The sequence below is a fragment of the Cronobacter condimenti 1330 genome, assembly GCF_001277255.1.
GTDB classification, from domain to species: domain Bacteria; phylum Pseudomonadota; class Gammaproteobacteria; order Enterobacterales; family Enterobacteriaceae; genus Cronobacter; species Cronobacter condimenti.
In genome coordinates this window covers 2,749,466-2,770,819 of sequence record NZ_CP012264.1, presented here as the reverse complement: position 1 = coordinate 2,770,819, position 21,354 = coordinate 2,749,466, and the positions used below count along the sequence as shown (strand labels likewise).

Genomic DNA, 21,354 nt, shown 5'->3' with positions numbered 1-21,354 from the left:
CACCTTACTAAAAAGCGGCCCGACGGCCGCTTTTTTTATGTCGCTAAAGGCTCTCCTCCGCTGGGGCTGCCCCTGCTTGCGTCTGCGCGATTATCTGCACCTTCTGAATTCGGTGATGTTCCACTTTCAGCGTTTTCAGCTGGTAGTGGCCGACGCTCAGCGTTTCACCTTCCCCCGGAATACGCTGTAAATATTCCATCACCAGCCCGGCAAGCGTGTGGTACTCGCGTTTTTCATCCAGCGGCAGCGGCACATACTGAATTAAATCTTCAAGCGGCATATGACCGTTAGCGGTCCAGCTGCCATCGGCATTTTTCTGGATGTCGTGGCGGGCATCTATTTCTTCTACTTCATTGGGCAGATTGCCGGCGATGGTTTCCATGACGTCGCTCAGCGTGACCACGCCTTCGACCGAGCCGAATTCATCAACCACAAAGGCAAAGTGCGTGCGCGCATTGCGAAACTGCTCCAGCGCTTTAATCAGCGCCAGCCCTTCTGGAAATACCAGCGGCTGGCGTACCAGTACGCGCAGATCAAGCGGTTCGCCGCGTAATGACTGCTGCAGCAGGTCGATAATGTGAACCACGCCGAGCAGATCGTCATCGTCATCTTCGCTGCGCACCACCACGCGGGTGTGCTGGTTGCGTTCCAGCAGGGCCCGCACCTGGGCTTCCGGGGCGTTGATATCGATATGTTCCACGTCGTGACGCGAGGTCATAATACTGCTGACGCTGCGCTGATTAAGATTTAACACGCGTTCAATCATCAGCTGTTCCTGAGGATTAAACAGCGGATGATTGTCGTAATCGGCAAGCAGGGAGGCGGTCTGCGGGTCGAGATCGGCATCTTCTTTCTTACCGCTGATAAGCCGCATCACCGCCTCGGTGGTGCGCTGGCGCAGCGTCTGGTTAGCGGTGGAGAGAAAACGGCGGCGGTTGAAAATCGCAAGCTGGTTCAGGGCTTCAATTAGGATGGAGAAGCCAATCGCTGCGTAGAGATAACCCTTTGGAATATGGAAGCCGAAGCCGTCGGCGATAAGGCTAAAGCCTATCATCAGCAGAAAGCTCAGACAGAGAATAACTATCGTCGGATGGTTATTCACAAACCGCGTCAGCGCCTTGCTCGCCAGCAACATCAGCGACACGGCGATGACCACGGCCGCCATCATGACCGCCAGATGATCGACCATGCCTACGGCGGTGATCACCGAGTCCAGCGAGAACACCGCATCGAGAATGACAATTTGCGCCACGACTGCCCAGAATTTCGCACCGCGCCGCTGCGTCGGGTTTTCCGTATCCTTGCCTTCGAGCCGCTCGTTAAGTTCGACGGTCGCTTTAAACAGCAGGAACAGCCCGCCCAGTAACATAATTAAATCGCGGGCGCTGAAGCTGAAACTTTGAATAGTGAGCAGTGGGGTGGTGAGCGTCACAAGCCAGGAGACGGAAGCGAGCAGTCCAAGGCGCATCACCATCGCCAGCATCAGGCCGGTGACGCGTGCTCGGTCGCGCTGGGTGGGGGGTAATTTTTCAGCAAGAATGGCGATAAACACCAGGTTGTCGATTCCGAGCACCAGCTCAAGCACGATAAGCGTGGCCAGACCTGCCCAGATTGAGGGGTCGGCAATCCATTCCATAACGCGTCAGTGACCTTTTAAGATAAATAAAAGTGTGCTGATCATGGATAAACCGCGCTTAAATTGCAACGCGGGGCAGAATTATCTTAACGATGAACAGTGGCGGGAAATTAACCAAAAATGGCAAATAAATGCTAATTAATAGCCAGATGCCATATTCTGGTCATAATGAAAAAGAATGAAATAATAGAACTACCCAGATATTTCTTAATTAAATAATCTGCGTAGTTTGTCTAACCCTGCCTGTCAACATGAAGAAAATCCTAAAAGCAATAAAATGCGCTGTTCATATTATTCTTAAAAACAGCCCTGCAACGATGCGTTAACTTGCCTGCCAAAACTTTAGCTGCAACAATCCATTCAGCATTTCTTATTCCCACCGGCACACAAGAATTTTTTCTTTGTGCGTTCTGAATGAGCAGTGCACCAGCGCAATGAACCGTCTCTTTCAATAAGATAAATCCAATTGGAAGAGGCTTCACAGGGGTGTGTCAATATAACCGTCTGTTTTTGCAGTAGATTGGTAACTGAAAGCCAAGGGCGGTAGCGTGCCTGAAGTCTGTCAATTAGCCGCAATTATTCTGTCAATAGTATATGGGTAAATAAGCGACTTTTAGGAATGATTCCAGTTATATTCTGGCGCCTGACGCCGCATTCTTGATGCAGGAACAAGCGGTACGGTGGCTTATTTTAAAGGGTCAGAATAATTACTCTGCCAAAGTGATAAAAATTCAATGATGAAATCCAGACTGAAATTGATGCCTTTATTGGTGTCTGTAACCTTGATGAGCGGTTGCACTGTTTTTCCCGGCAGCAATATGTCTACGATGGGAAAGGACGTGATCAAGCAACAGGATGCAGACTTTGATCTTGACCGGATGGTGAACGTATATCCGCTGACGCCGCGACTGGTAGAACAATTACGTCCCCGTCCAACTGTGGCCCAGCCAAATATGTCTCTCGACCAGGAGATTGCCAACTACGAATATCGCGTAGGGCCGGGCGACGTGCTGAGCGTCACCGTCTGGGATCACCCGGAACTCACGACGCCGGCAGGCCAGTACCGCAGCTCCAGCGATACCGGCAACTGGGTGCAGCCGGACGGCACGATGTTCTATCCCTACATTGGCAAGGTCCATGTCGTTGGCAAAACGCTCGCTGAAATTCGCAGCGATATTACCGGCCGTTTAGCGCAGTACATCGCTGACCCGCAGGTGGACGTTAATATCGCCGCATTCCGTTCGCAAAAAGCCTATATCTCAGGCCAGGTGGCGAAGTCAGGCCAGCAGGCCATTACTAACGTGCCGCTGACCGTGCTGGACGCGATTAACGCAGCAGGCGGCCTGACGGACACCGCTGACTGGCGCAACGTGGTGCTGACCCATAACGGGCAGGAGCGCCGCATCTCCCTCCAGGCGCTGATGCAAAATGGCGATCTCAGCCAGAACCATCTGCTTTATCCAGGCGACATCTTATTTGTTCCGCGCAACGACGACCTGAAAGTGTTCGTCATGGGCGAAGTGAAGAAACAGAGCACGCTCAAAATGGACTTCAGCGGCATGACGCTGACCGAAGCGCTCGGCCAGGCCGAAGGCATCGATCTGAATACGTCTAACGCGAGCGGCATCTTTGTTATCCGACCTCTGCGCGGCGACAACCAGCGCGGTGGCAAGATTGCCAACATTTACCAGCTCGATATGTCGGACGCGACGTCGCTCGTGATGGCGACCGAATTCCGTCTGCAGCCGTATGACGTGGTCTATGTCACCACCGCACCGGTGGCGCGCTGGAACCGTCTTATCAACCAGTTGCTGCCGACCATCAGTGGCGTCCGTTATATGACGGATACGGCAAACGACCTTCATAAGTGGTAACGCGCATGTTTAACAAAATTCTTGTGGTTTGCGTGGGGAACATTTGTCGTTCCCCCACCGCGGAGCGATTGCTTAAACGTTACCTGCCGGACGTGACGGTTGCGTCCGCAGGGCTCGGCGCGCTGGTGGGAAAAAGCGCTGATGCCAGTGCCGTCAGCGTGGCACAAGGGCATGACCTTTCTCTGGAGGGCCATGTGGCCCGCCAGATAACCAGCGCGATGTGCCGTGAGTACGACTTAATCCTCGCAATGGAAAAGCGCCATGTCGACTCGATTTGTGAGATGGCGCCGGAGATGCGCGGCAAAGTGATGCTGTTTGGTCACTGGGACGACCAGCGCGATATTCCCGACCCGTATCGCAAGAGCCGGGACGCCTTTGAGGCGGTCTACGGACTTCTGGATCACTCTGCCCGCCAGTGGGCGCAGGCACTGAAAACGCAGCAGGGATAACGATGACTGATAAAGTGAGACATTCTGCCGCCCCGGCGGAGGGCGGCGACGAGATAGATATTGGACGCCTGGTCGGCACCGTAGTGGAGGCGCGCTGGTGGGTGCTTGGCATTACGGCGCTCTTCGCGCTGGGTGCGCTGATATACGTCATGTTCGCCACCCCCATCTACAGCGCCGATGCGCTGGTGCAAATCGAGCAGAATCAGGGCAATTCGCTGGTGCAGGACATCAGCACAGCGCTGCAAAACAAACCGCCGGCTTCTGATGCCGAAATCCAGCTTATCCAGTCGCGCATGGTGCTTGGCAAAACCGTCGACGATCTGGATCTTGATATCGCCGTTCAGAAGAAAACCTTCCCGCTGTTCGGGGCTGGCTGGGAGCGGCTAATGGGTCGCGCCAACGAGACGCTTAAAGTGACCACCTTCAACCTGCCGAAAGGCATGGCGCAAGATGAGTTTACGGTTGCGGTACTCGGCCCGAAGCAGTATGAACTGACCAGCAACGGGGGCTTTAGCGCTCGCGGCGAAGCAGGCAAGCCGCTTAGCAAAAATGGCGTGAGCATGCTGATAAGTGAAATCCACGCGCAGGAAGGCAGCGAATTTACCGTTACCAAATACTCCACGCTTGGGATGATAAACCAGCTGCAAAACAACCTGACGGTGACGGAAACCGGTAAAGATACCGGCGTGCTGAGCCTGACCTTTATGGGTGAAGATCGCGATCAAATCCGCGATATTCTCAACAGCATCACCCGTAACTACCTTGAGCAAAACATCGAGCGTAAATCCGAAGAGGCAGCCAAGAGCCTGGCGTTCCTCGCCAAACAGCTTCCGGAAGTACGTGCGAATCTGGATATCGCTGAGAATAAACTCAACGCGTATCGCCAGCAGCAGGACTCTGTAGACCTGCCGCTCGAAGCGAAAGCGGTGCTGGATTCGATGGTGAACATCGACGCCCAGCTTAATGAGCTGACGTTCAAAGAGGCGGAAATCTCCAAGCTCTACACCAAAGCGCACCCGGCTTACCGCACGCTGCTTGAAAAACGCCACGCGCTGGAAGAAGAGAAAGCCAAGCTCAACAATCGCGTGACCGCAATGCCGAAAACCCAGCAGGAAATTGTTCGCCTGACCCGTGACGTGGAGTCCGGTCAGCAGGTGTACATGCAACTGCTGAATAAACAGCAGGAGCTGAAAATCACCGAGGCGAGCACGGTGGGCGATGTGCGCATCGTCGACCCGGCAATTACCCAGCCGGGTGTTGTGAAGCCGAAGAAACCGCTGATTGTCCTGGGCAGCATTATTCTCGGCCTGTTGCTCTCTATCGTCATTGTGTTGCTGCGCTCGCTCTTTAACCGCGGCATCGAAAGCCCGCTGGTGCTGGAAGAGGCAGGGATCAATGTCTACGCGAGCATCCCGCTCTCCGAATGGCAGAAATCCCGCGACAGCGTGAAGACCATCAAAGGCGTCAAGCGCTTCAAGCAGAGCCAACTGCTGGCCGTGGGCAACCCGACAGATCTGGCCATCGAGGCTATCCGCAGCCTGCGCACCAGTCTGCACTTCGCCATGATGCAGGCGCCGAACAACGTTCTGATGCTTACCGGCGTCAGCCCGTCTATCGGTAAGACGTTTGTCTGCGCCAACCTGGCGGCGGTCATCAGCCAGACCCACAAGCGTGTGCTGCTTATCGACTGCGATATGCGTAAGGGCTACACCCACGAGCTGCTCGGCACCACAAACGTCAACGGCCTGTCCGACGTGCTGGCAGGGCAGGGCGATATCAGCCGCTGCGCGCAGAAAACTTCTGTGCCGGGCTTTGACCTCGTGCCGCGTGGCCAGGTGCCGCCGAACCCGTCAGAACTCCTGATGAGCGAACGCTTTGCGGAACTGGTGAAATGGGCGAGCGCTAACTACGACATGGTGCTTATCGATACGCCGCCGATTCTGGCGGTTACCGACGCCGCCGTGGTAGGCCGTCATGCAGGCACCACGCTGATGGTAGCGCGCTATGCGGTCAACACGCTTAAAGAAGTGCAGACCAGCTTAAGCCGCTTCGAGCAGAACGGCATCCAGGTGAAAGGGGTCATTCTGAACTCCATTTTCCGTCGCGCTTCTGGCTACCAGGACTACGGCTACTACGAGTACGAATACAAATCGGATCATAAGTAGCGGCGTCACCCCTCACCCCGCCCTCCCGCTTCCTGCGGGAGGGGCAGCAAACCCTTAACGGCAAGCGCGCTTTCTTTCTCAAGGCAGAGGGGGAGGGCGGGGCGAGGGCAACGAACACGGCGCAGCCCCTGCGGCTACGCCCTTGCGGCAACGTGCATAACATCCATTTAGCATTCGGAGAAACCACAATGACCAGCACAGCGCGCCCATTAGTTTCTGTTTACATGCCGACGTGGAATCGTCAGCAACTGGCCATCCGGGCTATCAATTCCGTGCTGCGCCAGGACTATGACAACTGGGAGCTTATCATTGTCGATGACTGCTCCAGCAACTGGGAGCAACTGCAAAGCTTCGTTCTGGCGCTCAACGATCCGCGTGTCAGCTACACGCGTAACGACTTCAACTCCGGCGCGTGTGCGGTGCGTAATCAGGCTATTTTGCAGGCGAAAGGTGATTTCATCACCGGCATCGACGATGACGATGAGTGGATGCCTAATCGTCTGTCGGTCTTCCTGTCGCATAAAGAGAAGCTGAACCACCACGCGTTTCTCTACGCCAACGACTACCTGTGCGAAGGCCAGGTTTACTCTCAGCCGAACAGTCTGCCGCTCTACCCGAAATCGCCGTGGTCGCTGAAGCTTTTCTTTAAACGCAACATCGTCGGCAACCAGGTTTTCACCTGGGCCTGGCGCTTTAAAGAGTCGCTGTTTGATAACGAACTCGCCGCCGCCCAGGACTATGACATGTTCCTGCGCATGGTGGTGACCTACGGCGAGCCGTGGAAAGTGGAAGACGCGACGCAAATTCTGCACATCAATCACGGTGAAATGCAGATTACGAAATCGGCGAAAAAATTTGCAGGCTATTTCCACTTCTACCGCAAACACAAAGATAAATTCGACCGCGCCAGCAAAAAATATCAGCTCTTTACGCTCTATCAGATCCGTAATAAGCGCATGAACTGGCGCACGCTGCTGACTTTATTGTCGGTGCGTAATACCAAACGTCTGGCCGACAGCCTGCGGGGGAAATAATGCTGCTTGAGGATCTGCGCGCTAATTCATGGAACCTGCGCCCCTGCTGCATGGTGGTCGCTTATCGCATCGCGCACTTCTGCTCGGTGTGGCGCAAAAAAAACGTGCTGAATAACCTGTGGGCAGTGCCAGTGCTGCTGCTTTACCGCTTTTTTACCGAATGTTTTTTCGGCTATGAAATCCAGGCTGCCGCCACGATTGGCCGCCGTTTCACCATTCATCATGGCTATGCCGTTGTCATCAATAAAAATGTGGTCGCGGGCGATGATTTCATTATCCGTCACGGCGTCACCATCGGTAATCGCGGGGCCGACAATCTGGCGTGCCCGGTTATCGGCAACGGTGTGGAGCTTGGCGCAAATGTCGTGATCATTGGCGATATCACCATTGGCAATAACGTCACCATCGGTGCGGGCAGCGTGGTGCTGGACAGCGTGCCGGACAATGCGCTGGTAGTGGGTGAAAAAGCGCGGGTGAAGGTAATTAAATGAATATTTTACAGTTTAATGTCCGCCTCGCAGAAGGCGGCGCGGCAGGGGTTGCGCTGGATCTTCATCAGCGCGCGCTGCAAAAAGGGATGCGTTCTCGTTTTATTTACGGCTACGGCAAAGGCGGCAAGAAAAGCGTCAGTCATGACAACTACCCGGAAGTGGAAAAACACACGCCACGTCTGACATCTGTTGCCAACATCGCGCTGTTTCGTTTCGTAAACCAGGATCTCTTCGGTTCGCTCGACGGGCTTTACCGTCGCATTACTCGTACCGACGGGCCAGTCGTGCTGCATTTTCATGTATTGCACAGCTACTGGCTCAATCTCGATAAGGTCGTGGCGTTCTGCCAGAAAGTTAAAGCGCACAAACGCGATGTGAATTTCGTCTGGACGCTGCATGACCACTGGAGCGTTACGGGCCGCTGCGCGTTTCTCGACGGCTGTGAAGGCTGGAAAACCGGCTGCCAGAAATGCCCGACGCTTGACAACTACCCGCCGGTGAAAGTAGACCGCGCGCACAGCCTGGTAGAGAGCAAGCGTCAGCGCTTTCGCGACATGCTGGCGCTCGGCTGCCACTTTATTTCACCAAGCCAGCACGTAGCCGATGCGTTCAATAGCCTCTACGGGGCAGGGCGCTGCAACATCATCAATAACGGTATCGACGTGGCGACCGAAGCGATTCTTGCCGAATTACCGCTGATGGCACCAGGTACGGGCGCGCCGAAAATCGCGGTCGTGGCGCATGATTTACGCTACGACGGTAAAACCAATCAGCGTCTGGTGCGCGATCTGGTGGCGCTTGGCGATAACGTTGAAGTGCATACGTTCGGTAAATTCTCGCCGTTTGAAGGCGCAAACGTGGTGAACCACGGCTTTCTGACTGACAAACGCAAGCTGATGAATGAACTGAACCAGATGGATGCCCTGCTGTTTACTTCGCGCGTTGATAACTACCCGCTGATTTTGTGTGAAGCGCTTTCTATCGGCGTACCGGTTATTGCCACCCATAGCGAAGCGGCGCAGGAGGTGCTCAATAAGTCCGGCGGAAAAACCGTCGACGAGCAAGAGGCGCTGTTACTCGCCCAGCGCGGCAAAGCGCAGATTGCCGAAGCGGTGTTCGGCACCACGCTTGAGGCCTTCCGGGCGCGCAGCCGGGAAGCGTACAGCGGCCAACAGATGCTGGAGGAATATGTCTCGTTCTATCAGAATCTGTAGCTATCTGCTGCTGCCGTTCATCTATCTGGTGGTGAACGTCAAACTGGCGCAGCTCGGCGAGAGTTTCCCGATTACGATTGTGACATTTTTGCCGGCGCTGCTGCTGCTGTTTGTTGACAAGATAAATCTGAAGAAACTGATGATCGCGCTGGGTATAGGCGCAGGATTAACGCTCTTCAACTATCTGTTCGGTAAGTCGCTGGATGCCAGTAAATACGTGACCTCGACGATGCTGTTTCTCTATACAGTTATCATCATTGGTATGACGTGGAGCATCCGCTTTAAGACCGTCTCGCCGCGTAACTACCGCAAAATTTTGCGGCTGTTTTACCTCGTGGTCGGCTTTATTGTCGCGCTGGCTGCGCTGGAGATGGCGCAGATTATCCTCACTGGCGGCAGCAGCCTGATGGAGAACATCTCGAAGTTCCTCATCTACAGCAACAGCTATGTACTCAATTTCATTAAGTTTGGCGGCAAGCGCACCACGGCGATGTATTTTGAGCCAGCGTTCTTCGCTCTGGCGTTAATCTCAATTTGGCTCAGCATCAAACAGTTTGGTATCAAAACGCCGAAAACCGATGGTATGATTCTTTTAGGGATAGTCTTATCGGGTTCGTTTTCGGGCGTGATGACATTTATCCTGTTTTATTTGCTTGAGTGGGCGTTTCAGTATCTTAATAAAAACGCAATTCGTAAAAAGTTGCCGCTGGCAATTGTTTCCCTGGCTGTCTTTATCGTAGGTGTGGTTTTCGCCTTCCCGTATATCGCGGGGCGAATCGGCGATTTAGGCACTGAGGGTTCGTCATCGTATTATCGCATCATCGGCCCGCTGGTCATGGTGGGATATTCACTGACGAATATCGATGGTGTAGTGCGTTTTGGTTCGCTTTACGAATATGTCGCATCATTCGGAATTTTTAACGGTGCGGACGTCGGGAAAACAATAGACAATGGGCTCTACCTGCTAATCATTTATTTCTCATGGTTCGCAGTGTTACTCACCGGCTGGTATATGTTCAGGGTCGGGAAAATGATGATTAATGCTTTTGGTAATAATCAGAATTTTCGCGTACAGCTGTGGTTATTTACACCTGTATCCCTGTTTTTTACCGGTTCGATTTTTAGCCCGGAATATGCGTTCTTAATTGTTTGCCCGTTTATTCTGCGTAAAGCGTTAAACATTACAGATTCCTGATGAGGTAGGCCCGGATGCTTTTAAGTGTAATTACTGTCGCCTGGCGAAATTACGAAGGGGTGGTGAAGACCTGGCAGTCCCTGGCCCACCTGGCGCAGGCGCCGGAGATCGAGTTTGAATGGATTGTGGTGGACGGCGGCTCAAACGACGGCACCGCACAGTTCCTGGAAGATCTCAACGGTCAGTACAACCTGCGTTTCGTCAGCGAAAAAGACAACGGCATTTACGATGCGATGAATAAAGGCATCGAAATGGCCAACGGTCGCTTTGCGATTTTTCTGAATTCCGGTGATATTTTTCATCCTAATGTGGCAGACGTTGCACGTCAGTTAGCCGCTGCGCCTGTGAATGAAGACGCGATGTATATTGGCGATGCGCTGCTCGATTTCGGCGATGGCAATAAAGTTCGTCGCAACGCGAAAAGCGGCTGGTATATTTACCACAGCCTGCCGGCCAGCCATCAGGCCATTTTCTTCCCGGTTTCCGGGCTTAAGAAGTACCCCTACGATCTGCAATATAAAGTCTCATCCGATTACGCGTTAACCGCCAAAATGTATAAATCTGGCTACGGCTTTAAACGGCTGAACGGGCTGGTGTCAGAATTCTCTATGGGCGGCGTGTCAACCTCGAATAATCTGGAATTATGCCGGGACGCTAAAAAAGTCCAGCGTAACATATTACGGGTTCCTGGATTATTAACAGAACTTTCTTATTTATTACGCTTGCGTACGACCGGAAAAGCTAAGGCGCTGTATAACAAAGCATAAAGCCTTGCCATAAGGAAAGAATATGCAGGATTTAAGCGGATTCTCGGTGCCGAAAGGCTTCCGGGGTGGGCATCCTATTAAGGTTCAACTGTGGTGGGCGGTGCAGGCAACGCTGTTTGCCTGGTCTCCGCAAATATTATATCGCTGGCGCGCTTTCTTATTACGGTTATTCGGTGCGCGTATTGGCAAAGGCGTGGTAATTCGCCCTTCGGTGCAAATTACCTACCCGTGGAAATTAACTATTGGCGATTACGCCTGGGTCGGGGATGACGCGGTGCTGTACACGCTCGGGGATATCACCATCGGCGCGAACGCCGTGGTGTCGCAGAAATGCTACCTGTGTACCGGCAGTCACGACTATATGAGCCCGCATTTTGATATTACCGCCGAGCCGATTGTTATCGGCGAGAAAGCCTGGCTTGCGACGGATGTGTTTGTCGCACCGGGCGTGACCATCGGCGAAGGCACGGTGGTCGGCGCGCGCAGCAGCGTGTTTAAGACGCTACCGGCGAACAAGATTTGTCGCGGTAACCCGGCGCAGATCGTTCGCGACCGGGTCGCGGTGACTCCTGACCCTCTCCCCTGAAGGGAGAAGGAATAAAAGCACCCACACTGTCGGTAAAGCGTTAAACGGTTTTTTCCCTCGCGCCTTTGGGGTGAGGGCTGGGGTGAGGGGCCAAAGGCTTTCCACCCCGCAACAGATTTCCCCTCTCAAGCCGAGAGGGTTTGGGAAAGGGGAGCAGGACACTGATCCCTGAATTAATAAACGGCCTGGTGAGCCAGGCAAAGTCCGATTTAAACAGAGGAAAAACAAATTATGAGTAAAGTTGCTCTCATTACCGGCGTAACCGGACAAGATGGCTCCTATCTGGCTGAGTTTCTGCTTGAGAAAGGTTATGAAGTCCACGGTATCAAACGCCGCGCGTCTTCTTTCAATACCGAGCGCGTTGACCATATCTATCAGGATCCGCACAGCAGCAACCCGAAATTTCACCTGCACTACGGTGACCTGACCGATACCTCCAACCTGACCCGTATCCTGCAGGAAGTGCAGCCGGACGAAGTGTATAACCTTGGCGCGATGAGCCATGTAGCGGTTTCCTTCGAATCCCCGGAATACACCGCAGACGTTGATGCCATGGGCACCCTGCGCCTGCTGGAAGCGATTCGCTTCCTGGGTCTTGAGAAGAAAACCCGTTTCTACCAGGCATCCACCTCTGAGCTGTATGGCCTGGTGCAGGAAATCCCGCAGAAAGAGACCACGCCGTTCTACCCGCGCTCTCCGTACGCTGTCGCGAAACTGTACGCCTACTGGATCACCGTTAACTACCGTGAATCCTACGGCATGTACGCGTGCAACGGCATTCTGTTCAACCACGAATCCCCGCGTCGCGGCGAAACCTTCGTAACCCGCAAAATCACCCGCGCTATCGCCAACATTGCACAGGGTCTGGAGTCTTGCCTGCATCTGGGCAACATGGATTCCCTGCGTGACTGGGGCCATGCCAAAGACTACGTGAAAATGCAGTGGATGATGCTGCAGCAGGAACAGCCGGAAGATTTCGTTATCGCAACTGGCGTGCAGTACTCCGTGCGTCAGTTCGTTGAAATGGCTGCCGCGCAGCTGGGCATCAAACTGCGCTTTGAAGGCACTGGCGTGGAAGAGAAAGGCATCGTGGTTTCCGTAACGGGTCACGACGCACCGGGCGTGAAACCGGGCGACGTTATCGTTCAGGTTGACCCGCGTTACTTCCGTCCTGCTGAAGTGGAAACCCTGCTGGGCGACCCGACCAAAGCACACGAAAAACTGGGCTGGAAACCGGAAATCACTCTGCAGGAAATGGTCTCTGAAATGGTCGCGAAAGATCTCGAAGCGGCGAAGAAACACTCGCTGCTGAAATCTCACGGCTACGAGGTTGCCATCGCGCTGGAGTCCTGAGCATGAAAAAGCAACGTATTTTTGTGGCCGGCCACCGCGGGATGGTGGGGTCGGCCATCGTTCGCCAGCTTGAGCAGCGCGACGACGTCGAGCTGGTGCTCAAAGGGCGTGACGAGCTGAACCTGCTGGACAGCGCGGCCGTCAACGCATTCTTTGCGGATGCTGCGCTCGATCAGGTTTACCTGGCGGCGGCGAAGGTGGGCGGCATTGTCGCGAATAACACCTATCCGGCGGACTTCATCTACGAAAATATGATGATTGAGAGCAACATCATTCACGCGGCGCACCTGCACAACGTGAACAAACTGTTGTTTCTCGGGTCGTCCTGCATCTATCCGAAACTGGCGAACCAGCCCATTGCGGAAAGCGAACTGCTGCAGGGAACGCTGGAGCCGACCAACGAGCCGTACGCCATCGCCAAAATCGCGGGTATCAAGCTGTGCGAGTCTTATAACCGCCAGTACAACCGCGATTACCGCTCGGTGATGCCGACCAACCTCTATGGTCCGCACGACAACTTCCACCCGAGCAACTCGCACGTGATCCCGGCGCTGCTGCGCCGCTTCCATGAAGCGACGCAGGAAAACGCCGCCGATGTGGTGGTGTGGGGCAGCGGCACGCCGATGCGCGAATTTCTGCATGTGGATGACATGGCGGCCGCCAGCATTCATGTGATGGAACTCGACCGCGAGGTATGGCAGGAGAACACCGAGCCGATGCTGTCGCACATCAACGTGGGCACCGGTGTGGATTGCACCATCCGCGAACTGGCGCAGACCATCGCCAAAGTGGTGGGCTACAAAGGCCGCGTGGTGTTTGACGCGTCTAAACCGGACGGTACGCCGCGCAAATTGCTCGACGTAAATCGTCTGCACGCACTGGGCTGGTATCACGAGATTTCACTGGAGGCCGGCCTTGCCAGCACTTACCAGTGGTTCCTTGAAAACCAGCATCGTTTCCGGGGGTAAGGATGTTTTTAAGTCAGGAAGATTTTGCCACCGTGGTGCGCTCCACGCCGCTTATCTCCATCGATCTGATTGTCGAGAACGAGCAGGGGGAGTTCCTGCTCGGTCATCGTACCAATCGTCCGGCGCAGGGCTTCTGGTTCGTGCCGGGCGGCCGGGTTCAGAAAGATGAGCCGCTGGCGCAGGCGTTTGAACGTCTCACACAGGCGGAGCTTGGCAAACGCTTTTCGATGCCGGAGGGAGAGTTTTACGGCGTCTGGCAGCACTTCTATGACGACAACTTCTCCGGGACCGATTTTACGACCCACTACATCGTGCTGGGGTTCCGGCTGCGTGTAAATGCGCACGACCTCAACCTGCCCAAAGAGCAGCACGAGGCCTACCGCTGGCAGTCGCCCGCTTCGATCGTGGGAAGTAACGATGTGCACGACAACAGCCGCGCCTATTTCATGGCTGAGCGTTTTGCCGGAGTCCCGGGCTTATGAAAATCCTGGTTTACGGCATTAACTACTCGCCGGAGCTAACCGGTATCGGTAAGTACACCGGCGAGATGGTGGAATGGATGGCCCGTCAGGGCCATGAGGTGCGGGTCATTACCGCACCGCCTTACTACCCGGCCTGGAAAGTGGGGGAGAACTACTCCTCCTGGCGCTGGCGCAAAGAGCAGGGTGCGGCCACCGTGTGGCGCTGCCCGCTGTATGTTCCGAAACAGCCTTCAACATTAAAACGCCTGATCCATCTCGGCAGCTTTGCAGCAAGTTCGTTCTTCCCGCTGCTGGCCCAGCGTCGCTGGAAGCCGGATCGCATCATTGGCGTCGTGCCAACACTGTTCTGCACGCCGGGCATGCGCCTTTTGGCGAAGCTTTCCGGTGCCAAAACAGTGCTGCACATTCAGGATTACGAAGTGGACGCCATGCTTGGTCTTGGCATGGCGGGCCGCGGCAAAGGCGGCAAAATTGCCCGTCTCGCCAGTCGTTTTGAGCGCAGTGGTCTGCATAACGTCGATAACGTTTCGACGATTTCGCGCTCAATGATGAACAAAGCCAAAGAAAAAGGGGTTCCTGCGCAGCGGCTGATCTTCTTCCCGAACTGGTCCGAAGTGGCGCGTTTCCGGGAAGTGACAACCGAGGACGCCCAGGCGCTTCGCCAGCAGCTCGGCCTGCCTGCGGATAAAAAAATCATTCTCTACTCCGGCAACATCGGCGAGAAGCAGGGGCTTGAGAGCGCCATTGAGGTGGCGGCCCGCTTTACCGAGAAGCCGTGGGTATTCGCGATTGTCGGCCAGGGCGGCGGCAAAGCGCGTCTTGAGAAAATGGTCGCGGAGCGTGGACTGACCAACGTGAAGTTTTTCCCGCTGCAACCTTATGAAGCCCTGCCAGCACTGCTCAGGATGGCGGACTGCCATCTGGTCATTCAGAAACGCGGCGCGGCCGACGCGGTCCTGCCGTCAAAGCTCACCAATATTCTGGCGGTGGGCGGCAACGCGGTGATTACCGCAGAAAGCGACACAGAACTCGGTCAGCTTTGCCTTGCAGAGCCTGGCATCGCGGTCTGCGTAGAACCCGAGTCGGTGGATGCGCTGGCGGACGGGATACTGAGTGCGCTTTCGCTCCCTAAAGACAACACGGTGGCACGTGAATATGCCGAACGCACGCTCGAAAAAGAGAACGTGTTAAGCCAATTTATCGCTGATATTCGGGGTTAAGCCATGAGTCAGTCCAAACTCTTTCCGGTAATTATGGCAGGGGGCTCCGGTAGCCGTCTGTGGCCGCTTTCCCGCGTGCTTTACCCAAAACAGTTCCTCTGCCTGAAAGGGGATCTGACAATGCTTCAGACCACCGTCTGCCGCTTAAACGGTGTGCAGTGCGAAAGCCCGGTGGTTATCTGTAACGAACAGCACCGTTTTATCGTCGCCGAGCAGCTGCGCCAGCTGAACAAGCTGACAGAAAACATCATTCTTGAACCCGCCGGGCGCAACACGGCACCTGCCATTGCGCTCGCGGCGCTGGCGGCGAAACGTAACAGCCCGGACACCGATCCGCTGATGCTGGTGCTGGCGGCTGACCATGTGATTCAGAACGAAGACGCCTTCCGTGACGCAGTGCGCGCGGCGATGCCGTTTGCCGAAAGCGGTAAGCTCGTCACCTTCGGTATCGTGCCGAACCTGCCGGAAACCGGCTACGGCTATATCCGTCGTGGTGACGTCTGCAACCCGGAAGTGGCCGTAGACGCGGTTGCCTTCAGCGTGGCGCAGTTTGTGGAAAAACCGGATCTCGACACGGCACGCGGTTATGTCAACAGCGGGGAATATTACTGGAACAGCGGCATGTTCCTGTTCCGCGCGGGTCGCTACCTGGAAGAGCTCGCGAAATATCGCCCGGATATTCTGGATGCCTGCGAAAAAGCGATGAGCACTGTTGACCCGGATCTCGACTTCATCCGTGTAGATGAAGAAGCCTTCCTGGCCTGCCCGGAAGAGTCTATCGACTACGCGGTGATGGAAAAAACCGCCGACGCGGTGGTGGTGCCGATGGACGCAGGCTGGAGCGATGTCGGCTCCTGGTCGTCCTTGTGGGAGATCTCCAACCATTCGCCGGAAGGCAACGTGCATCACGGCGACGTGATTTCGCACAACACCGAAAACAGCTATGTCTATGCCGAATCTGGCCTTGTCACCACCGTTGGCGTGAAAGATCTCGTTGTGGTGCAAACCAAAGATGCGGTGCTGATTGCCGATCGCAACCACGTCCAGGACGTGAAAAAAGTGGTCGAGAAAATCAAAGCCGATGGCCGCCACGAGCACCACATTCACCGCGAAGTGTACCGTCCGTGGGGCAAATATGACTCCATCGATCAGGGCGAACGCTACCAGGTGAAACGCATCACCGTGAAGCCGGGCGAAGGGCTCTCTTTGCAGATGCACCATCACCGCGCCGAGCACTGGATTGTGGTGGCGGGCACCGCGAAGGTGACTATCAATGATGAAGTGAAACTAGTGGGTGAGAACGAATCGGTCTACATCCCGCTTGGCGCCACGCACTGCCTGGAAAACCCCGGCAAGATCCCGCTTGACCTGATTGAAGTGCGTTCCGGCACCTACCTTGAAGAGGACGATGTGATCCGCTTCGCTGACCGTTACGGGCGGGTGTGATCCTGCGGCATATCACGCGGCAGGCGTCTGCCGCGTGAAACCGGCGCACCGCCTCTTGCTGATTGTTTTCCAACAAAAAAGAGAACCTAAGAGATAAAAATGGAAAAGCTAACCTGTTTCAAAGCCTACGACATTCGTGGGCGTCTGGGCGAAGAACTGAATGACGATATCGCGTGGCGTATTGGCCGCGCCTATGGCGAGTTCCTGAAACCGAAAACCATCGTGCTTGGCGGCGATGTCCGCCTGACCAGCGAATCCCTGAAGCTTTCGCTCGCAAAAGGCCTGCAGGACGCGGGCGTGGATGTGCTGGATATCGGCCTTTCCGGCACCGAAGAGATCTATTTCGCGACTTTCCATCTGGGCGTTGACGGCGGTATCGAAGTAACGGCCAGCCACAACCCGATGGATTACAACGGCATGAAACTGGTACGTGAAGGGGCGCGCCCGATTAGCGGCGATACGGGCCTTCGCGATGTCCAGCGTCTGGCGGAAGCCAATGACTTTCCGCCGGTGAATGAGGCCGCGCGCGGCAGCTACAAAAAAATCGACCTGCGCGATGCCTATATCGATCACCTGCTGGGTTATATCGACGTCAGTAACTTAAAGCCGCTGAAGCTTGTTATTAACTCCGGCAACGGCGCGGCAGGCCCGGTGGTGGACGCCATCGAAGCGCGCTTTAAGGCACAAGGCGTACCGGTTGAATTTATCAAGGTACACAACACCCCGGACGGCAATTTCCCGAACGGTATCCCGAACCCGCTGCTGCCGGAGTGCCGCGACGATACCCGCAACGCGGTTATCGAACATGGCGCGGATATGGGAATTGCCTTTGACGGCGATTTCGACCGCTGCTTCCTGTTCGACGAAACCGGGCAGTTTATCGAGGGGTACTACATTGTCGGCCTGCTCGCCGAAGCGTTCCTCGAAAAACACCCTGGCGCGAAAATCATTCACGATCCGCGTCTGTCCTGGAACACCGTGGACGTGGTGAAGGGCGCGGGCGGTACGCCGGTGATGTCGAAAACCGGTCACGCGTTCATCAAAGAGCGTATGCGCCAGGAAGACGCCATCTACGGCGGCGAAATGAGCGCGCACCACTATTTCCGTGATTTCGCCTACTGCGACAGCGGCATGATCCCGTGGCTGCTGGTGACTGAGCTGTTGTGCCTGAAAGGCCAGTCGCTCGGTGAACTGGTTCGCGACCGTATGGCGGCGTTCCCGGCGAGCGGCGAAATCAACAGCAAGCTGGCAGATCCGGCTGTCGCGATTAAGCGTGTGGAAGCGCATTTCGCGCCGCAGGCGAGCGCGATTGACCACACCGATGGCATCAGCATGGAGTGTGGCGAGTGGCGCTTTAACCTGCGTTCGTCCAACACCGAACCGGTAGTGCGCCTGAACGTGGAATCACGCGGCGATACCGAGCTGATGCAGGCGAAAACCAAAGAAATTCTGGCTCTGTTGAATCAGTAAAACGGCGCGGCCGCCCGGCGTCGGCGCAAGTCGATGCCGGGCAGTCGCTTAACTGCGCCTTACGGCGCCTGAAGGTACGACGATGACAAATCTAAAAAAGCGCGAACGAGCCAAAACGAATGCATCGTTAATCTCTCTGGTGCAACGATTCTCCGACATAACCATTATGTTTGTCGGACTGTGGGTGGTGTGCAGGATCAATGAGCTGCCGTTTTTCTACATGCATCTGCTGATGGCCCTGACCACTCTCGTTGTGTTCCAGATGATTGGCGGCATTACCGATTTTTACCGCTCCTGGCGCGGCGTCAAAATCTCAACCGAACTGCTGCTGTTATTGCAGAACTGGACCATGAGCCTGGTCTTTAGCGCAGGTCTGATGGCGTTTAACCCGGACTTTGACAGCCCGGTGCGCGTCTTCTTTGCCTGGTATCTGCTGACCGGGGTGGGCATGGTTGTCTGCCGTTCGTTTATCCGCTTCGCCGCGGGCTGGCTGCGTAACCGTGGCTACAATACCCGTCGCGTGGCGATTGCGGGCGCACAGCCGGTTGGCCAGCAGCTCGCCGAGAGTTTTCGCAATGAGCCGTGGCTCGGTTTTGAAGTAGTCGGTGTATATCACGATCCTGAACCCGGCGGCGTGCCGACAGGCTGGGCCGGCAACCTTGAGCAGCTGGTGGAAGATGCCCGCGCGGGCAAAATCCACAACGTCTATATCGCGATGTCTATGAGCGAAGGGGCGCAGATGAAGAAACTGGTACGCCAGCTTTCCGATACCACCTGCTCCGTGATGCTGATCCCGGATGTGTTTACGTTCAACATCCTGCATTCACGCCTGGATGACGTAAACGGCGTGCCGGTGGTACCGCTTTACGATACCCCGCTTTCCGGTATCAACCGCATCCTTAAGCGTGTGGAAGATATCATTCTGGCTTCGATGATTTTGCTGCTGATTTCGCCGGTGCTCTGCTGTATCGCCGTCGCGGTGAAGCTCAGCTCGCCAGGCCCGATCATCTTCCGCCAGACCCGCTATGGGATGGACGGCAAGCCGATTATGGTGTGGAAATTCCGCTCCATGCGCGTGATGGAAAACGACAAAGTGGTAACGCAGGCGACGCAGAACGATCCGCGCGTCACCAAAGTGGGGAACTTCCTGCGCCGTACCTCGCTTGATGAACTGCCGCAGTTTATTAACGTACTGACCGGCGAGATGTCGATTGTCGGCCCGCGTCCGCATGCGGTTGCGCACAACGAGCAGTATCGCGCGCTGATTCAGGGCTACATGCTGCGCCATAAAGTAAAACCGGGCATCACCGGCTGGGCGCAAATCAACGGCTGGCGCGGCGAGACCGATACCCTGGAAAAAATGGAAAAACGTATTGAGTTCGATCTGGAGTACATCCGTGAATGGAGTGTCTGGCTCGATATCAAGATAGTTTTCCTGACCGTGTTCAAAGGCTTTGTTAACAAAGCGGCATATTAAGGGTAGTGGGTCATGAGCCTTCGCGACAAAACCATTAGCGGCGCCAAGTGGTCCGCGATTTCGACGGTCATCATCATCAGCCTTGGGCTGGTGCAGATGACCATCCTGGCGCGGCTGATGGATGGTCATCAGTTTGGCCTGTTGACCATAAGCCTGGTGATCATCGCGCTGGCCGATACGCTTTCCGATTTCGGGATTGCGAACTCGATTATCCAGCGCAAAACCATCAGCAACCTCGAACTCACCACGCTCTACTGGCTGAACGTCGGCCTTGGGATTGCGGTTTGCGTGGCGGTGTTTTTACTCAGTGATCTTATTGCAGGCGTGCTGCATAACCCGGATCTGGTGCCGCTGATTAAAACGCTGGCGTTCGCCTTCGTGGTGATCCCACATGGTCAGCAGTTTCGCGCGCTGATGCAAAAAGAGCTGGAGTTTAACAAGATTGGCGCCATCGAAACCTTCTCGGTGCTGGCGGGCTTCACCTTTACGGTGATTTCCGCCCAGTACTGGCCGGTCGCGATGACCGCTATCCTCGGTTACCTGGTGAATACGGCGGTGCGTACCGCGCTGTTTGGTTTCTTCGGGCGTAAGATTTACCGTCCGGGTCTGCATTTCTCGCTCGCGTCCGTCTCGTCTAACCTGAAGTTTGGTGCGTGGCTGACCGCCGATAGCCTGGTGAATTACGTCAATACCAACCTGTCGACGCTGGTACTGGCGCGTATCCTCGGCGCGGCGGTCGCGGGCGGTTATAACCTCGCCTACAACGTGGCGGTCGTTCCGCCGATGAAACTTAACCCGATTATCACCCGCGTGCTGTTCCCGGCATTCGCCAAAATCCAGGATGATATCGATAAGCTGCGCGTGAACTTCTACAAGCTCCTGTCGGTGGTCGGAATCATTAACTTCCCGGCGCTGCTGGGGCTGATGGTGGTGTCGAATAACTTCGTGCCGCTGGTCTTTGGCGAGAAGTGGGTGAGCATTATCCCAATCCTGCAATTGCTGTGCGTAGTTGGGCTGCTGCGCTCTATCGGTAACCCAATAGGTTCGCTGCTGATGGCGAAAGCGCGCGTGGACATCAGCTTTAAATTCAACGTGTTTAAAACCTTTCTGTTTATTCCGGCGATTATCGCAGGCGGGCATCTCGGCGGCGCGCTCGGCGTGACGCTCGGCTTCCTGCTGGTGCAGATAATCAACACTATTCTGAGCTATTTCATCATGATTAAGCCGGTGCTCGGCTCAAGCTACCGCGAGTATATCCAGAGCATTCTGCTGCCATTCTGGCTCTCGTTGCCTACCCTGGTGGTGAGCTTTGCTCTGGGCGTAGCGCTGAAAGGGCATCTGACGCTCGCCTCGCTGCTGGCGGTGCAAATTGCCGCGGGCGTGCTGGCCTTCGCGGTAACGATTGTGCTGTCGCGCAATGCGCTGGTGGTGGAACTGAAACGCCAGTTTTGCCGCAACGATAAAATGAAAATGCTGCTCCGTGCAGGCTGATCCCGTTAAAAATTATTGATGCGCGAGCCCGCCGCT

General features: G+C 55.3%; 18 protein-coding genes. 17 read left to right on the top strand and 1 reads right to left on the bottom strand.

Features of this window, described 5'->3' with window-relative positions:
* Positions 1-43: 43 nt before the first annotated feature.
* Positions 44-1,636, bottom strand: a complete 1,593-nt coding sequence (locus tag AFK62_RS12655; protein ID WP_007676043.1) for a TerC family protein — start codon at positions 1,634-1,636, stop codon at positions 44-46.
* Positions 1,637-2,370: 734 nt separating this feature from the next.
* Here AFK62_RS12655 and AFK62_RS12650 point away from each other — a divergent pair.
* From AFK62_RS12650 to AFK62_RS12570, 17 genes are all read left to right on the top strand, one after another.
* Entirely contained in the window at positions 2,371-3,510 is a 1,140-nt protein-coding gene (locus AFK62_RS12650; protein WP_032984588.1) for a polysaccharide export protein, read from the top strand.
* Between the two features lie 5 nt (positions 3,511-3,515).
* Positions 3,516-3,959: a low molecular weight protein-tyrosine-phosphatase Wzb gene (wzb, locus tag AFK62_RS12645; RefSeq protein WP_032984589.1), complete on the top strand. Its 444-nt coding sequence runs from the start codon at positions 3,516-3,518 to the stop codon at positions 3,957-3,959.
* A 2-nt stretch (positions 3,960-3,961) separates the two neighbouring features.
* Positions 3,962-6,124, top strand: a complete 2,163-nt coding sequence (gene wzc / locus AFK62_RS12640) for a tyrosine-protein kinase Wzc (protein WP_007676051.1) — start codon at positions 3,962-3,964, stop codon at positions 6,122-6,124.
* Between the two features lie 188 nt (positions 6,125-6,312).
* A complete protein-coding gene (gene wcaA / locus AFK62_RS12635; protein ID WP_032984590.1) occupies positions 6,313-7,158 on the top strand; it encodes a colanic acid biosynthesis glycosyltransferase WcaA in 846 nt (281 codons plus the stop codon).
* A 2-nt stretch (positions 7,159-7,160) separates the two neighbouring features.
* Positions 7,161-7,649 (top strand): colanic acid biosynthesis acetyltransferase WcaB, encoded by a 489-nt coding sequence (wcaB, locus tag AFK62_RS12630; protein WP_085960976.1) that lies wholly within the window; start codon positions 7,161-7,163, stop codon positions 7,647-7,649.
* Positions 7,646-8,863, top strand: coding sequence for a colanic acid biosynthesis glycosyltransferase WcaC (gene wcaC, locus AFK62_RS12625; RefSeq protein ID WP_007676066.1), 1,218 nt, complete (start codon positions 7,646-7,648; stop codon positions 8,861-8,863). The genes wcaB and wcaC overlap by 4 nt, the downstream gene beginning before the upstream one ends.
* Positions 8,838-10,058 carry a colanic acid polymerase WcaD gene (gene wcaD / locus AFK62_RS12620; protein WP_007676068.1) on the top strand — a complete coding sequence of 407 codons (1,221 nt, stop codon included), beginning with the start codon at positions 8,838-8,840 and terminating at the stop codon, positions 10,056-10,058. The genes wcaC and wcaD overlap by 26 nt, the downstream gene beginning before the upstream one ends.
* 14 nt (positions 10,059-10,072) lie before the next feature.
* The gene (gene wcaE, locus AFK62_RS12615) at positions 10,073-10,825 is read left to right on the top strand and encodes a colanic acid biosynthesis glycosyltransferase WcaE (RefSeq protein WP_007676071.1); all 753 of its coding nucleotides are present in this window, start codon (positions 10,073-10,075) and stop codon (positions 10,823-10,825) included.
* A gap of 22 nt (positions 10,826-10,847) precedes the next feature.
* Positions 10,848-11,411, top strand: a complete 564-nt coding sequence (gene wcaF, locus AFK62_RS12610) for a colanic acid biosynthesis acetyltransferase WcaF (protein WP_007676073.1) — start codon at positions 10,848-10,850, stop codon at positions 11,409-11,411.
* Positions 11,412-11,642: 231 nt separating this feature from the next.
* Positions 11,643-12,764: a GDP-mannose 4,6-dehydratase gene (gene gmd / locus AFK62_RS12605; protein WP_007676080.1), complete on the top strand. Its 1,122-nt coding sequence runs from the start codon at positions 11,643-11,645 to the stop codon at positions 12,762-12,764.
* 2 nt (positions 12,765-12,766) lie between these two features.
* On the top strand, positions 12,767-13,732 hold the full coding sequence (gene fcl / locus AFK62_RS12600; RefSeq protein ID WP_007676084.1) for a GDP-L-fucose synthase: 966 nt from the start codon (positions 12,767-12,769) through the stop codon (positions 13,730-13,732).
* A 2-nt stretch (positions 13,733-13,734) separates the two neighbouring features.
* Positions 13,735-14,214 carry a GDP-mannose mannosyl hydrolase gene (locus tag AFK62_RS12595; protein WP_007676087.1) on the top strand — a complete coding sequence of 160 codons (480 nt, stop codon included), beginning with the start codon at positions 13,735-13,737 and terminating at the stop codon, positions 14,212-14,214.
* The gene (gene wcaI, locus AFK62_RS12590; RefSeq protein WP_053531948.1) at positions 14,211-15,434 is read left to right on the top strand and encodes a colanic acid biosynthesis fucosyltransferase WcaI; all 1,224 of its coding nucleotides are present in this window, start codon (positions 14,211-14,213) and stop codon (positions 15,432-15,434) included. Before AFK62_RS12595 ends, wcaI begins: the two co-directional genes overlap by 4 nt.
* A 3-nt stretch (positions 15,435-15,437) precedes the next feature.
* Positions 15,438-16,880, top strand: coding sequence for a mannose-1-phosphate guanyltransferase (cpsB, locus tag AFK62_RS12585; protein ID WP_007676106.1), 1,443 nt, complete (start codon positions 15,438-15,440; stop codon positions 16,878-16,880).
* 99 nt (positions 16,881-16,979) lie between these two features.
* Positions 16,980-18,350, top strand: coding sequence for a colanic acid biosynthesis phosphomannomutase CpsG (gene cpsG / locus AFK62_RS12580; RefSeq protein ID WP_007676109.1), 1,371 nt, complete (start codon positions 16,980-16,982; stop codon positions 18,348-18,350).
* Positions 18,351-18,432: 82 nt separating this feature from the next.
* Complete coding sequence (gene wcaJ / locus AFK62_RS12575; RefSeq protein ID WP_007676112.1) at positions 18,433-19,827, top strand: undecaprenyl-phosphate glucose phosphotransferase; 1,395 nt, start codon at positions 18,433-18,435, stop codon at positions 19,825-19,827.
* Positions 19,828-19,839: 12 nt separating this feature from the next.
* A complete protein-coding gene (locus AFK62_RS12570) occupies positions 19,840-21,318 on the top strand; it encodes an MOP flippase family protein (protein ID WP_053531947.1) in 1,479 nt (492 codons plus the stop codon).
* Positions 21,319-21,354 lie beyond the last annotated feature (36 nt).

Excerpts from the sequence above, each read along its gene's own strand:
- AFK62_RS12655 (WP_007676043.1), bottom strand. The coding sequence starts at position 1,636 with ATGGAATGGATTGCCGACCCCTCAATCTGGGCAGGTCTGGCCACGCTT.
- AFK62_RS12650 (WP_032984588.1), top strand. The coding sequence starts at position 2,371 with ATGATGAAATCCAGACTGAAATTGATGCCTTTATTGGTGTCTGTAACC.
- wzb (WP_032984589.1), top strand. The coding sequence starts at position 3,516 with ATGTTTAACAAAATTCTTGTGGTTTGCGTGGGGAACATTTGTCGTTCC.
- wzc (WP_007676051.1), top strand. The coding sequence starts at position 3,962 with ATGACTGATAAAGTGAGACATTCTGCCGCCCCGGCGGAGGGCGGCGAC.
- wcaA (WP_032984590.1), top strand. The coding sequence starts at position 6,313 with ATGACCAGCACAGCGCGCCCATTAGTTTCTGTTTACATGCCGACGTGG.
- wcaC (WP_007676066.1), top strand. The coding sequence starts at position 7,646 with ATGAATATTTTACAGTTTAATGTCCGCCTCGCAGAAGGCGGCGCGGCA.
- wcaD (WP_007676068.1), top strand. The coding sequence starts at position 8,838 with ATGTCTCGTTCTATCAGAATCTGTAGCTATCTGCTGCTGCCGTTCATC.
- wcaE (WP_007676071.1), top strand. The coding sequence starts at position 10,073 with ATGCTTTTAAGTGTAATTACTGTCGCCTGGCGAAATTACGAAGGGGTG.
- wcaF (WP_007676073.1), top strand. The coding sequence starts at position 10,848 with ATGCAGGATTTAAGCGGATTCTCGGTGCCGAAAGGCTTCCGGGGTGGG.
- gmd (WP_007676080.1), top strand. The coding sequence starts at position 11,643 with ATGAGTAAAGTTGCTCTCATTACCGGCGTAACCGGACAAGATGGCTCC.
- fcl (WP_007676084.1), top strand. The coding sequence starts at position 12,767 with ATGAAAAAGCAACGTATTTTTGTGGCCGGCCACCGCGGGATGGTGGGG.
- AFK62_RS12595 (WP_007676087.1), top strand. The coding sequence starts at position 13,735 with ATGTTTTTAAGTCAGGAAGATTTTGCCACCGTGGTGCGCTCCACGCCG.
- wcaI (WP_053531948.1), top strand. The coding sequence starts at position 14,211 with ATGAAAATCCTGGTTTACGGCATTAACTACTCGCCGGAGCTAACCGGT.
- cpsB (WP_007676106.1), top strand. The coding sequence starts at position 15,438 with ATGAGTCAGTCCAAACTCTTTCCGGTAATTATGGCAGGGGGCTCCGGT.
- cpsG (WP_007676109.1), top strand. The coding sequence starts at position 16,980 with ATGGAAAAGCTAACCTGTTTCAAAGCCTACGACATTCGTGGGCGTCTG.
- wcaJ (WP_007676112.1), top strand. The coding sequence starts at position 18,433 with ATGACAAATCTAAAAAAGCGCGAACGAGCCAAAACGAATGCATCGTTA.
- AFK62_RS12570 (WP_053531947.1), top strand. The coding sequence starts at position 19,840 with ATGAGCCTTCGCGACAAAACCATTAGCGGCGCCAAGTGGTCCGCGATT.